Raw genomic sequence first — 14,043 nt, forward strand, 5'->3', positions numbered from 1 at the left:
AAAGCAGTACCACCTTCACTGTCTGCCCGGCGGTGGCGGCTGAGGGAAGATGGACGTCATGACCTCGGACTCCGGCACCCGGCTCGGTGCGACGATCCGCACGTGGCGGGACCGGCTGCCGCCGTCGGCCGCGGGGCTGCCGGCCGGCCGGGCGCGCCGTGCGGCCGGGCTGCGCCGCGAGGAACTCGCCGAGCTCGCCGGCGTGTCGGTGGACTACGTCGTGCGCCTGGAGCAGGGGCGCGCCACGACGCCCTCGGCGTCGGTGGTGGCGGCGCTGGCGCGCGCCCTGCAGCTGTCCAGCGCCGAGCGTGACCACCTGTACCGGCTGGCCGGCCTCGCCCCGCCGTCCGGCGGCGCGATCTCCGACCACATCCCGCCCGGCGTCCACCGCGTGCTCGCCCGGCTCGGGGACGTCGCGGTCGCCGTGTTCGCCGCGGACTGGCAGCTGATCTGGTGGAACCCCGGCTGGGCCGCGCTGCTCGGACATCCCGCATCCTCCCCGGTGCACCTGCGCAACTTCGCCCGCGACCGGTTCCCGGTCGACGCCGGTCCCGCCCGCCTCGCGCTGTGGCCGGTGTCCGAACTGGACAGCGACGCCACCGACGCCGCCGTCGTGTCCGACCTGCGCCGCGCCACCGGGCGCTTCCCCCGCGACCAGCGACTGGCCGAACTGATCCGCGTGCTGCACAAGGGCAATCGGCGTTTCGCCGAACTGTGGTCGACCGGCACGGTGACCTCCCACCGGGAAGACCACAAGACGATCGAGCACCCCGCGGTCGGACCGGTCACTGTGGACTGTGACGTGCTGACCGACGGCGACTCCGAGCTGAAGATCGTGATCATGACCGCCGCGTCCGGCAGCGAGGATGAAACCAAGCTGCGGCTCGCGGCGATCGTCAGCCCGGCGATCACGACGGGCTCGTAGGCGCCTCCCGCGGAATCAGGCTTGGCCTTTCGCGTGACCGCGGATGTGCGCGATCACGGCGCTCAACGCGGCTTCGAGGGCAGCGGTGTCGCGTTGAGCCTGGGCAAGCAAAAGGCCGCCCTGGACGGCCGCCAGCAGGGCGAGAGCGAGCTCGTCGGCGTCCGTGCCCGGCCGGAGAGTGCCGTTGCCGATCATCGCGGCCAGGCCGTCGCGAATCGCGCCGGACCACGCACTGAAGCCGGCCGCGAGGGCGTCGCGGGCCCAGGGATGACCGTCGGACAACTCGCTGGACAGGCTGCCCAGCGGGCACCCGCCGGCACCGTTCTGCCGGCGGGCCGCCTCCACCACGACGTCCCGCCACGAGTCGAGGGCGTCGAGGCTGTCGAGGGTGGCCAGCAGGGGCGTCTGGTGCGACAGGATCGACTCGGACTGGTAGGCGATGACCGCCTTGGTGAGGTCGTCCTTGTCGGCGAAGTAGTGGTAGATCTGCGACGAGCTGACCCCGGCGGCGTCGCGGACCGCGGGCGTACTGGTGCCGGCCACGCCGTGGCGGTACATGAGCTCGGCCGCGGCCACGACGATCCGGTCCCGGGTCGCGCGCCCCTTCTGCGTGCTCGGCGCGATCTGCGACGTCATCGGCTCACCTGCCTCGGACTGGACTTGACGATCCAATCTTAGCGACGTTAGTTTGGATAGATCAATCCAATCTGCGGAACACCCCGGAGGAGAACACCTTGATCCTGGTCACCGGCGCCACCGGCAAGGTCGGCTCGGAAGCGGTCCGGCTGCTCGCCGCGCGGCACCACCCCGTGCGAGCACTGGTCCGCGATCCGTCCCGCACACCCCGCGGCGACGTCGAGGTCGTCATCGGCGACTTCGACCGGCCGGACACACTCGACGCCGCGGTGCGCGACATCGACACCGTGCTGCTCGTCAGCCCCGCGGTACCGGCGCAGGAGATGGCGGTCATCGACGCCGCTGTCCGCCACGGAGTGACGCACGTCGTCAAGGTCAGCAGCAAAGCCTCGGCCGACTCCCCGGTCGCCCGGCGCCGGGGGCAGGCACGGATCGAGGCCCATCTGGAAACCAGCGGCCTGGCGCACACGCTGCTCCGGCCGAACGCCTACCTGCAGAACCTGCTCGCGCTGGCGCCGATGATCTCCCGAACACAGGGCTTTCCGATGTCGGCCGGCGACGGCCAGGTCGGCATGATCGACGCACGGGACGTCGCCGCCGCGGCAACGGCGGTCGTGACCGCTCCGAGCGAACACGCCGGCCGGACTTATCGGCTGACCGGGCCGGAACTGATCACCTACACCGACGTCGCGAAGGAACTCACCGCCGCACTGGGACATCCGGTCGAATACCGCCGGATCACCCCGGCCGAACACCGCGCGGCGATGATCGGCGCAGGCGTCCCCGAGACCGTCGCGGACTCCAACGCCCAGGCGTTCGGCTTGATAGCCGAAGGCGACGCAGCATGGCTGTCGGACGATGCGAAGGCGCTCACCGGCGAAACACCGCGCAGCCTGCGCACCTTCCTCGCGGAGCACATCGAAGCCTTCTCCTAGCGAGCAGGGATCCGGGACGATGACATCGTCCCGCGTTCGAGCTTCAAACAGGAATCAACATACTTCCGTTGGTTTCTGATCAACGGTGTTGACTTCGGGTGGGTTAAAACGCAACGCTGTAGGTCGTCGAGGAACGGGGTGGTTCACGATGTCTCAGCTCTCGCCAGACCCGGCCGCACGCCGCGCAGGGATCAGCCGTCGCAGGTTCCTGGAGGGAAGCGCCGCACTTCTCGGCACACTCGCCCTGCCCGCCACGATGCCATGCCCGGCCGCGGCGGCGACCGTGCTCGACGGCCTGGCCGCTCCGCCGAACGGCTTCCCCGAGTGGAACAACAACATCGGGATCTTCGAGATCGGCACCGAGCCACCCCACGCCACGCTCATGCCCTACGCCGACCTGAGCCAGGCGCTGGCCGGCGACCGCACTCGGTCGCCCTACCGGTTCGACCTCGACGGCGAGTGGAAGTTCCAGCACGCCGACCGCCCCGACGCGCGCGATCCCGACTTCCACCGCGAAGACGTCGACGACAGCTCCTGGGCCAAGATGCCCGTGCCGTCGAACTGGCAGCTGCACGGCTACGACTTCCCGATCTACGTCAACATCACCTACCCCTGGTGGGGCGCCAACGGCCAGAACGAGAACGCCCAGCCTCCCTTCGCCCCGACGCGGTTCAACCCGGTGGGCCAGTACCGGCGGACCTTCCGCGTCCCGGACGGTTGGCAGGGCAGGCGCACGGTCCTGCACTTCGAGGGCGTCAAGTCGGCGTTCTACGTGTGGATCAACGGCAAGCTGATCGGCTACCGCGAAGACTCCTACACGCCCAGCGAGTTCGACATCACCGAACATCTCCGGCCGGGTACCAACCGGATCGCCGTCGAGGTCTACCGCTTCCCCGACGGCGACTGGATGGAAGACCAGGACATGATCCGCCTCGCCGGCATCTTCCGGTCCGTCTACCTGTTCTCGACACCGGCGGTGCACCTGCGCGACTTCCGCCTCGACACGCGGCTGCGCGACGGCTACACCAACGCCGACCTCGCCGTCACCGCTCACGTCCGCGACTACAGCGGGACGGACAAGCGCACCTACACCGTCGAGACGCAGCTCTACGACGCGGACCGGCGGCCGGTCTGGCCGCGTCCGCTGAGCCAGCAGGTGAACCTCGGCTCGGGCGCCGCCGGGCAGGACGTCACGGTGAGCGCGGCCCAAGGCGTGCGCGCGCCGAAACTCTGGTCGGCGGAGCGGCCCGACCTCTACACGGCGGTGCTCGTGCTGCGCGACCCCGCCGGGAAGGTCGTCGAAACCCTCTCCGCACGCGTCGGCTTCCGCGAATTCAAGCTCGCCGACGGGCTGATGCGCATCAACGGGCAGCCCGTGACACTGCGCGGCACCAACCGCCACGAGATGCACCCCGACCACGGCGCCGCGCTCACCCGCGCCGACCTCGTCGAGGACATCGGCCTGATGAAGCGTCTCAACATCAACGCCGTCCGCACCTCCCACTACCCCAACAATCCCACCTGGTACGAGCTGGCCGACGAGTACGGCCTGTACGTCGTGGACGAAACCAACCTCGAGACCCACGGTGTCCGGGACAGCTACCCCGGCTCGAACCCGGACTGGACCACCGCGGTCGTCGCCCGCGCCCAGCGGATGGTGCACCGCGACAAGAACCATCCGTCCGTGATCATCTGGTCGCTGGGCAACGAAGCCGGCGCGGGCAGCAACTTCGTCGCCATGCGCGACTGGATCCGCTCCTACGACACGACCCGCGTGGTCCAGTACGAGGGCGACAACCGGCCCGAAGTCAGCGACATCCGCTCCCAGATGTACGAAACCCCTGCCCGGATCAAGGAACGCGCGCTCGACACGTCCGACACCAGGCCGTACATCATGATCGAGTACGCCCACGCGATGGGGAACTCCACCGGGAACCTCAAGGAGTACTGGGACATCATCCGCACGTACCCGATCCTGCAAGGCGGGTTCATCTGGGACTTCGTTGACCAGGGGCTGCACTGGCCGACCCCGCCGCGCAAGCTGCTCGCCGAGACCGGGCCCGAAACCCTGGCCGCCGAGCTCGCGCCCGCCGCGAAGTTCGACCGCGCGCAAGGCGTCTCGGGTGGTGCGGTGTTCGCCTCCGCGGAAAGCCTCGAGCTGACCGGTTCGCTGACGCTGGAAGCCTGGGTCACCCCGGCCGCGGTCGGCGGGCACCAGCCGATCATCGCCAAGGGCGATCACCAGTACTCGCTCAAGCTCTCCGAGGACAGCCTCGAGTTCTTCATCTACGCCGGTGGATGGATCGCGGCCAACGCTCCCCTGCCCGCGGACTGGACGGGGAAGGAGCACCACGTGGCCGGCGTCTTCGACGACGCGGCGAACACGCTCACGCTCTACCTCGACGGCAAAGCCGTGGCCACCACCGGCACCGACCGCGCCCCGGACAGCACCGCGGTCCAGCTCGCCCTCGGCACGGACGCCGAGAATCCCGAGCGCGTGTTCGGCGGGTTCATCCGCGCCGCCCACGTGTACGCGCGAGGGCTCAGCGCCGCGGAACTCGCGACCGCGGCCCGCGACCCCCGTGACCCCGCCGTCCGGTTCTGGTTCGACGCGGCCACCGCGACCTACACCGAGCAGCAGCCTGCCGAGCGGACCTTCCTCGCCTACGGCGGCGACTGGGGCGACAACCCCAACGACGGGAACTTCTGCGCCAACGGCATCGTCACCGCCGAACGCCGGTCAGGTGGGAAGGCCACCGAGGTCAAGCACGTCTACCAGTCGATCAACGTCACCGCGGGCCCCGACGTCGCCTCGGGCCGGGTGACGATCACGAACGAGAACCTCTTCACCAACGTCAACACCCACGACGGCAGCTGGGAGCTCGTGGCCGACGGCACGGTCGTGCAGCGCGGACAGCTCACGCGCGCACAGCTCGACGTGCCACCCCGGTCGAGCCGAACGATCACGGTTCCCTTCCACCGGCCGGCCCGCCTCGAGCCGGGAGCCGAGTACTTCCTCCGCTTGGCTTTCACCACCCGGACGCGCACGGCCTGGGCCGACCGAGGCCTCGAAGTGGCCAAACAGCAGGTGCCGGTCGACTTCGGCAGCCCCGCGGTGCAGCCGGTACCGCTCGCGCAGGTACCCGCCGTCGTCGTCACGGACACCGACCAGGCCGTCACGGTCACCGGCGACGGGTTCACCGTGGCCGTCGCCAAGGACACCGGTCTCATCACCACCTACGAGGCCCACGGAGTGCGGCTCGTGACTTCGGGGCCGGCCCCGAACTTCTGGCGTGCGCCGACCGACAACGACATCGGGAACGGACAGCCGAGCCGCAACGCGACCTGGCGGCACGCGGGCACCCACCGCCGAGTCACCGGCGTCACCGTGAAAACCCTCGCCGGCAAGGCCGCCGTGGTTACCGTCAGCGGCACCCTGCCGACGTCGGTCGCCTCGGCGTACACCACGACGTACACGATCTTCGGCAACGCCGAGATCAAAGTGGACAACACGCTGCACCCCGGATCACCGACCCTGCCGTACATCCCGGAAGTCGGGACGATCCTGCTGCTGCCCGGCGAGTTCGACACCCTCGACTACTACGGCCGAGGACCCGATGAGAACCACTGGGACCGCAACACGGGCTCCGACGTGGGCCGGTACTCCTCGACGGTGGCCGAGCAGTGGACGGGGTACATCCGTCCTCAGGAGAACGGCAACAAGACGGACGTGCGGTGGGTCGCACTGACCAACAGGCGCGGCGTCGGGCTCCTCGCGAGCGGCGAACCGCTGCTGGAGGTCAACGCATCACACTTCACGCCGGAGGACCTGTCGGTCGGTGCACGGCACGACTACCAGCTCACTCCCCGCCAAGACGTGGTGCTGCGCCTGAACCACAAGCAGATGGGCGTCGGCGGCGACAACAGCTGGGGCGCGCACACGCACGACGAATACAAGCTGTTCACCGACCGCGACTACAGCTACACCTACCGGCTGCGCCCGCTCCTCAGGCGGGACCAGGCACTGGCGCTCAGCCGCCGGCCCACGGCGACCTCGCCGTAGAGGCAGGTCGGCTCGGACCAGCTCACCCGCACTGGCAGGCCGGTGCGGGTGAGCTGCACTTCGGCGCGGGCGGCTGGTCGAACACATACGGCAACAGCCGAGCTCAGACTTCACGCTCCACCGGGATACACGGACGCCGGTTCACCAAGGTTCACCACATTTCCGAAGTATTTCGCCCACCTTCCGAACCCTGGACAACCCGAAGCGGACAAGCGACGATTGCCGCCACAACCAACGCGGAGATCATCCATTCTCCCGAGGAAAGCCTCCCCGTTGTAGTTAGCGCTAACGAGTATTGCGCTGCTCCCACTGATGTCGGGTCAGTGGGCGCCCCGTCCCCTCCACTTCCCCAGGCAGTACGGCACATCTGCGGCGTTACCCCCTGCCCTTTTGCCGTTGCCCCGAACAACGGAGTCACTCATGCCCGGAAATACGGGAAAGCACCGCATCTCCCGACGCACCAAGATCGCGACCGGCGCCCTCGCGCTCGCCATGGCGGCCGGTGGCATCGTGGTGGCGACCACGTTCGGCGAGCCCGGCAAGGCCAGCGCCGACGAAGCCGACCCCGCCCTCTACATCGACATCCTCAAAGTCGCTCCGAACAACGCCGAGCCCGCGAGCTCCCGCGGCGCGTCCACCGGCACCTTCACCGTCGACTGCGGCCGCAACGAGAACGGGCACTTCAACCCCGACAACTTCGTCGCCCAGCCCGGCATCCGCAACGGCGCCCAGCACCTGCACGACTACGTCGGCAACCTCTCCTCCAACGCGGACTCGAACAACAAGAGCCTCGACGCCGCCGGCACCACGTGCAAGAACGGCGACAAGTCCGCCTACTTCTGGCCGGTGGTCCGCATCGACACCGGCGACGAAGAGAAGAACCCACCGGCGAAGTCCCCCGACGGCGACCGTGACCAAGCGGCCCAGGCCGCCACCACCCCGGTGATCACCTGCCCGGACGTCGCCAGCAAGCTGCCCGACGTCCCCGACTCCGCGATGGCCGAGGTCGACCGCAACCTCGACCTGCTCGACACCCAGATCGACGAAGCCAACCAACGCCTCGCCGGCACCCAGGGCCAGGGCGGCCCGAACTTCGTCCAGAACGCCATCCTCGGCCCGCTCAAGGACAAGCGCGCCGCCACCATCGACCGCATGGCCATCGCCATCGGCCGCACCGCCACCAAACCCCAGGGCCTCGACGCCCTCGCCCCGTGCACGCTCAAAGAGCAGGCCGGCACCGGTGGAAACAGCGCGAGCAACGGTGGCGGGGCTCCAGGCGGCGCGGTGGCTCAGCAGATCACCTGCCCGGACGTCGCGAGCAAGCTCCCCGCCGTCCCGGCCCCGGCCAAGGCCGAAGTGGACCGCAACCTGCAGCTGCTGAACACCCAGCTCCAGGAGGCGAACAACCGGCTCGCCACCAGCCAAGGCCAGGGCGGCCCGAACTTCGTCCAGAACGCCATCCTCGGCCCGCTCAAGGACAAACGCGCCGCCACCATCGACCGCATGGCCATCGCCATCGGCCGCACCGCCACCAAACCGCAGGGCCTCGATGCCCTGGCCCCGTGCACCCTCGGGCAGCAAACCGGCACCGGCGGAGAGAGCAAGCCCTTGCCAGGCGCGGACGAGAACAACGAACTGCCCGACAACGACGGCGAGATCCAGCGTCCGGCGAAGGTCGGCATCACCTTCCGCGGCAGCCCGGCCGGCCAGGTCGCCGCGATGCCGAAGTTCCTGCGCGCGCTCACCGGCGACGCGAAGCCGTCGGTCAACGGCACGAAGAACACCCGGGCGGCGTGGACGTGCACCGGCTTCGAGAACCGGCTGACCGACAAGTACCCGATCTGCCCCGACGGCAGCAAGGTCGAACGCATCCACACCTTCCCCAGCTGCTGGGACGGCAAGAACACCGACAGCGCCAACCACCGCACGCACATCGTCTTCCCGGACAAGGCCGGCCGGTGCGCGCCGGGCTTCACAGCAGTACCACAGCTGCGGATCACCCTCGTCTACGACATCCCGCACGACATCCAGGTCAAGAAGCAGTACAAAGTGGACTCCTTCCCCGACGAGAACCACAACCCGCTGTCCGACCACGACGACTTCGCCAACGTCATGTCCCAACGCCTCATGAACCAGGTCGTCAACTGCATCAACCGCAACAAGACCTGCACCGCTTGAGCCGAGCACCGGCAAGGGGCGCCCGCCGTGACTTCCATCCCCCGCGGCGGGCGCCCTCCGCTGCTGTCGGTCAGCGGTCTTGGTCGGCGCGTTTCCACCACGAGGCCGTGCCGAGCAGGCACTCGAGCAGGATCAGAGCTGGGAAGCACCGCCGTCCACCGGGAACTCGGCGCCGGTCGTGTAAGTGGCGTCGAAAGCCAGGAAAGCCACCGCTTTCGCGACCTCGGCGGGGTCACCGAACCGCAGCATCGGGTTGTTCGAGGTCATCTGCGCCCGCGCCTGCCCGGCAGCGTCCGCCGGCATCGACCTCTCCAGGATGCCGGTATCGATCGGGCCCGGACTGATCGCGTTGACGCGGATCCGCCGCGGCAGCAGCTCCCGGGCCAGGCTCCGGGTCATCGAGCGCAGCGCCGCCTTGCTGGCCGCGTACGCGCTGACCATCGGCAGCCCCTTGACGTTCGCGACCGAAGTGGTGACCACGACGCCACTCCCCTCCCTCAACAGCGGCACGAACTTCTGCACCGTGAAGTAGGCACCCTTGGCGTTGACCGCGAACAAGTCGTCGTACACCGGCTCGGACATCGACTCGAAGGGCACCGCCCGGGTCACACCCGCGTTCACGAACAGGGCGTCCACACGGCCGAAATCCGCCCGCGCCCGGTCCGCCAGAGCGTCCAAATCGGACAGCGATGCCGCGTCGCCGGGGACGGCCACCGCGCGCTCCCCGAGCTGCTCGCGAGCAGCATCGAGCGTGTCCCGGGTGCGACCGGTGATCAGCACCCGCGCTCCGCCGTCGGCGAACAGCTTCGCCGCGGCGAAACCGACCCCGCTGCTACCACCGGTGATCACGACGTTCTTGCCTCCGTACGCTGCCATGACATCCAGTCAAGAACACCTCCCGGCCGTCGTCCAAGACCTGTTCCGCACACCGTCATACGGAATGCGCATGACGCGTAGACTCGACGGGCGTGGACCTCGACCTGCGGCTGGTGCGGTACTTCACGGTCGTCGCGGAGCACCTGAACTTCGGGCGCGCCGCCACCGCCCTGCACCTCGCCCAACCGTCGCTCAGCCGCCAGATCCAGCGCCTGGAACACGAGCTGGGGGTGCGGCTCTTCGATCGCACCCCGCAAGGCAGCCGGCTCACCGAAGCCGGCCAGGCGTTCCTCCCGCAAGCGCAGGCACTGCTGCACGCCGCCCAGCAGGCCGGGCGCGCCGCACGCTCGGCCGCGCCTCAGCAGGCGGTCACGGTCGGCTACGTCGCGGATCTGGTGATCACCGCGGCGATCCGGGAACTGCGCCGGCAGTACCCCGGCGCCCGGGTCGGCACCCGCCACCTGAACTGGCAGGACACGCATGCCCTGACCGAACACCGGGTGGACGCGCTCGTCACGCGGCTGCCGTTGCCGTTCCGGACGGACAACCTGCACGTGACCGTCCTCCACGACGAGCCGCGAGTGCTGGTCGTGCCGACGTCGCATCCCCTTGCCGGCAAGGAATCCGTCACGCTCGGCGATCTCGCCGACGAGCAGCTCGTCGCCTGCACCAGCTCGCCCACGCTCTGGAGCGGGCCCCTCGAACCGAGCCTCGACGACAGCTTCGACGACAAGCTCGAACTCATCGCCGAAGGCCACGCCATCGCCATTCTGCCCGCCGGCGACCGGCGCAGCACGCTGCGCACGGACCTCGCCACCGTTCCCGTAGAGGACATCGAGCCGTGCCAGGTCGTGCTCGCCACCCACGCCCACGGCCCCAACCCCCTGGCGACCGCGTTCCACGACATCGCCGCCATCCACCTCGCCTGAAACATCTCGGCGAGGAACAGAGCCTGGACCGGCAGTGCGGGGCGACGCGCCGCTGTCGCCCCGCAACCGGACCCTCTGCTACTGGATCAGGAACGGCGCCGACACGTCCACCGCGTACGGCGTCGTGCCGTTCTTGTCCAGCTGCAGCACATAGCTGCCCGGCACCACGGCGGGCGGGCCGGACGCGTTGATGTCGGGCGCGCTTTCGGCCAGCGTGGCCGCCGGGAAGGACACGCGCACGACCTGTGACCGGCCCGGGTCGAGCGTCACCCGCGCGAAGCCGACCAGCCGTTGCGGCGGGACGACCACCGGGCTCACCGGCTGTGCCACGTAGACCGGCACGATGTCGGTGCCGGCACGGGTCCCGGTGTTGGTGACGGTGAACGTCGCGGTGGCCGTGCCGTTGCGCGCGACCTTCTGCGTCACCGACAGATTCGTGTGGGTGAACGTCGTGTACGACAGGCCGTACCCGAACGGGAATTGCGGGTTGTACGCGTTGCCCTGACCGGACGCCGTGCTGGGCAGCTGGTCGAAGAACTTCGGCTGGTCCCCCAGCGGGGACGGAGCCGTGCCGGCGAAGTCACCGCCGACGGCCGGCGCGTCGGACGGCCAGCTGATCGGCAGCTTGCCCGCGGGGTTCGCCTTGCCGAACACCACATCCGCCACAGCCGTGCCGGCCTCCGTGCTGCCCTGGTAGGCCATCAGCACCGCGTTCGCCTTCTCCGCCGGGCCCAGCCCGACCGGCCGGCCCGCGACGACCACGACGATCACCGGTTTCCCGGTCGCCTCCAGCGCCGAGATGAGGGCCTGCTGGTCGGGCGCCAGGGCCGGCGCCGGGTTGTCGCCCAGCCCTTCCGCATAGGCCTTCTCCCCCACCACCGCCACATAGGCACTGGTGTCCGCCGCGGCCGCGACGGCGCTGGCCTGGTCCGGCGCGTAGACCGCGGCCGGGTCCGCAGCCCGGATTCCGCCCAGCACGGTGGTACCCGGCGGAATCTGGTTCTCGGGGCCCATGCAGCACACGTGCCCGGCACCCGCCACGCCCTGCCAGCTGACGCTCCAGCCGCCGAGCTGGTTGGTCATCGAGTCCGCGCTCGGGCCGGTCACCACGACCTTCGCGCCTGCCGGCAACGGCAGCGCGTTGTTCTCGTTGCGCAGCAAGGTGATCGACTCCCGCGCGGCCTTGGCCGTCTGATCACGGCCCGCGGTGACGGCGGCGTTGGCGGCGTTCGCGTCGACGCACGGTTTCGCCGGGTCGGCCACGCACGGCTGGTCGAACAGGCCGAGCTGGAACTTCAGCGTGAGGATGCGGCGCACGGCCTGGTCGATCCGCGCGCGCGGGATCTTGCCCGTGTCGACGGCCTGCAGGATCGCGGCCTGCCACCCGGCCGGGTCGGCGACCTGCATGCTCATGTCGACGCCCGCGTTCACGGCGGCGGCGATGGCACCCGGGAGATCCGCCGCGATGTGGTAGGCGGTCTGCAACGCGGTGACGTCCTGGTAGTCGCTGATCACGACACCCTGGAAGTGCATCTGGTCCCGCAGGACGTCGGTCAGCAGGTAGTGCGATAAGGTGGCGGGAACACCGTTGATCGAACCGGAGTTGACCATCACCGTCCCGGCGCCCGCGTCGATCCCGGCCTTGTACGGCGGCAGGATCGTCGTCTGGAGGTAGTTCATGGGCAGCAGCGCCTCGGCCCGGTCGTGGCCGTTGACCGACTGCGAGTAGCCGGCGAAGTGCTTGACCGTCGCGCTGACGTTCAGCTCACCGCGCTTGCCGGGCGTCTGCATACCCTTGATGTTCGCGGCGCCCATCGCGGCCGACAGGACCGGTTGCTCGGCCCACGTCTCGTAGGTGCGGCCCCACCGGTTGTCGCGCGCGATGTCCTGGACCGGCGCGAAGTTCCAGTTCCAGCCGGTGGCGCGCAGGGCGTCCGCGGTCGCCTTGCCCCCGGCCTGGGCGAGCGCGGGGTCCCAGGTGGCGCCCATGCCGATGGACTGCGGGAACAGCGGCGCCTGCCACGGGTGGCCGAAGCCGTGCACCGCGTCGACGCCGAACACCACCGGGAGGTGCAGGCGCGAGTTCTTGATCGCGAACTGCTGGATGATGTTGTACTCGGTGGCCCAGTCGTAGCCGGTGTTGCCCACACCGCCCTTGCCTGTGGTGTCGACCGGATTCTCGGTACCGCCCGCGAGAATCGAGCCGACGTTGGCGTCGACCAGGATTTTCCGCATGCACACGGGATTGGGCAGGTTGAAACCGTTGTTCCCGCACGTTGTGCCATTCGAGTCGGTCAGCGTGCTGACCAGCTGCTGGTCCATCTGGCCGACCTTCTCGGGCAGCGTCATCGCGTGCAGCAGCGCCTCCACCCGCGCCGCCACCGGGCGGTGGGAGTCCAGCCAGGGCGCGGCGCCCGGATCGATGGCGGCACTGCTACTGGCGGTGAACGCGGGAACCGCGAGTGAGACCGCCGCCGCGAACACCGTGACGGTGGCGCGGATAGTGCGTCTGTGATTGCGGAACACCTGACCTCCTTCAGCCGTGGTCGGCGGTGACCGGCCGCAGTGGTGCGAGCGCACCGTAGGCGCCGTCCGCCTGGGCTGTAAAGCGCCGAACGGCGGCTGAGCTTCCGTTCGTACACACCTTGAAGTAAGCGGTATCCCGTGCCGGCATCCGACCGGCCGAGGCCTCGACGGCCTACGATTGCCGGATGGCTCGAGGGGAACACGCGTTCGGAAGACCTCTCCGGCACCCGCCCGCTCCGTCACCGCTGCCCACATCCGCCGAGGCTCCGGAGTCCGCGGTTCCCGAATCCGAAGGCCGGCCAAGTGGTCCCGGGAGCCCGGACCCCGATGCCGTGACGCCGGGAGTGCGGCGCCTGCGCGCCGGCAGCCGGCGCTGGACGTACGCGTTGATCGCCGCCGCCGCGATGCTCGGCGGCTGCGTCGCGCTCGACATCGCTCTGGACCGGGCCGCCGACCACCTGCTCCGCACCGGCGTGCACGGGGCCGGGACCGTGCTCGAGATCCGCTACGCACCAAGGCGTCTGCCGATACTCAAGATCGAGTACGTGTTCGCCGGCAAAGACCGGGTGGGAACGGTCTCTCAGACGTCTGATCGCCGCTACTCCGCCGGTGACCAGGTCACCGTGGTCACCGACCCGGCACGGCCGGACCGGATCCGCACGGTCGACGAACCGAACTTGGACAACGGCGCCGTCACCGCCGGCGGCGCCCTGCTCGTCGCCGGGGTCGCGATGTTCCCGATCGCGGTCATCCGCCGAGCGCGGTGGGCACGCCGGCTGGGCCACGCCCGCCGCACCGGCTGGCACCCCGCCGTCGTGACCATCGTTCCGCACCGGCGCCTGGCTGCCGACGACCACCATGCGCCGGACCTCGAGATCCGCTACCGCTACCGCAACGGCACCGCCACCAGCGCCCGTGCTGCCCACGCCTACCGAGTAGCCGCGCTCGACGACCGGCCGCACCGCGCGGCCTGGG

The 14,043-nt window shown here is 69.7% G+C and carries 9 protein-coding genes; 5 read left to right on the forward strand and 4 right to left on the reverse strand.

Annotation, left to right across the window (positions count from 1 at the left end):
* The first annotated feature begins 58 nt into the window (after nt 1-58).
* On the forward strand, nt 59-925 hold the full coding sequence (locus QQ657_RS25225; RefSeq protein WP_284744709.1) for a helix-turn-helix transcriptional regulator: 867 nt from the start codon (nt 59-61) through the stop codon (nt 923-925).
* A gap of 15 nt (nt 926-940) precedes the next feature.
* Here QQ657_RS25225 and QQ657_RS25230 read toward each other — a convergent pair whose 3' ends face one another.
* Nucleotides 941-1,561: a TetR/AcrR family transcriptional regulator gene (locus tag QQ657_RS25230; RefSeq protein WP_284744710.1), complete on the reverse strand. Its 621-nt coding sequence runs from the start codon at nt 1,559-1,561 to the stop codon at nt 941-943.
* Nucleotides 1,562-1,659: 98 nt separating this feature from the next.
* On the opposite strand from QQ657_RS25230, the gene QQ657_RS25235 reads away from it, so the two are divergent.
* The 3 genes from QQ657_RS25235 to QQ657_RS25245 all read left to right on the forward strand — a co-directional run bounded on the left by QQ657_RS25235 (nt 1,660) and on the right by QQ657_RS25245 (nt 8,737).
* Entirely contained in the window at nt 1,660-2,496 is an 837-nt protein-coding gene (locus QQ657_RS25235; RefSeq protein ID WP_284744711.1) for an SDR family oxidoreductase, read from the forward strand.
* Between the two features lie 148 nt (nt 2,497-2,644).
* The gene (locus QQ657_RS25240; protein WP_284744712.1) at nt 2,645-6,559 is read left to right on the forward strand and encodes a glycoside hydrolase family 2 TIM barrel-domain containing protein; all 3,915 of its coding nucleotides are present in this window, start codon (nt 2,645-2,647) and stop codon (nt 6,557-6,559) included.
* Nucleotides 6,560-6,979: 420 nt separating this feature from the next.
* A complete protein-coding gene (locus QQ657_RS25245; RefSeq protein ID WP_284744713.1) occupies nt 6,980-8,737 on the forward strand; it encodes a DUF1996 domain-containing protein in 1,758 nt (585 codons plus the stop codon).
* A gap of 132 nt (nt 8,738-8,869) precedes the next feature.
* Here QQ657_RS25245 and QQ657_RS25250 read toward each other — a convergent pair whose 3' ends face one another.
* Nucleotides 8,870-9,613: an SDR family oxidoreductase gene (locus tag QQ657_RS25250; protein WP_284744714.1), complete on the reverse strand. Its 744-nt coding sequence runs from the start codon at nt 9,611-9,613 to the stop codon at nt 8,870-8,872.
* A 92-nt stretch (nt 9,614-9,705) separates the two neighbouring features.
* Between QQ657_RS25250 and QQ657_RS25255 the strand changes: the two genes are divergently transcribed.
* Nucleotides 9,706-10,542 (forward strand): LysR family transcriptional regulator, encoded by an 837-nt coding sequence (locus tag QQ657_RS25255; protein ID WP_284744715.1) that lies wholly within the window; start codon nt 9,706-9,708, stop codon nt 10,540-10,542.
* A gap of 78 nt (nt 10,543-10,620) precedes the next feature.
* On the opposite strand, the gene QQ657_RS25260 is transcribed toward QQ657_RS25255, so the two are convergent.
* Nucleotides 10,621-13,068 carry a glycoside hydrolase family 3 N-terminal domain-containing protein gene (locus QQ657_RS25260; protein ID WP_284744716.1) on the reverse strand — a complete coding sequence of 816 codons (2,448 nt, stop codon included), beginning with the start codon at nt 13,066-13,068 and terminating at the stop codon, nt 10,621-10,623.
* A 598-nt stretch (nt 13,069-13,666) separates the two neighbouring features.
* The gene (locus QQ657_RS56985; RefSeq protein ID WP_284744717.1) at nt 13,667-13,819 is read right to left on the reverse strand and encodes a hypothetical protein; all 153 of its coding nucleotides are present in this window, start codon (nt 13,817-13,819) and stop codon (nt 13,667-13,669) included.
* Nucleotides 13,820-14,043: the final 224 nt, after the last annotated feature.

It is taken from the genome of Amycolatopsis ponsaeliensis (assembly GCF_030182635.1).
GTDB lineage: Bacteria > Actinomycetota > Actinomycetes > Mycobacteriales > Pseudonocardiaceae > Amycolatopsis > Amycolatopsis ponsaeliensis.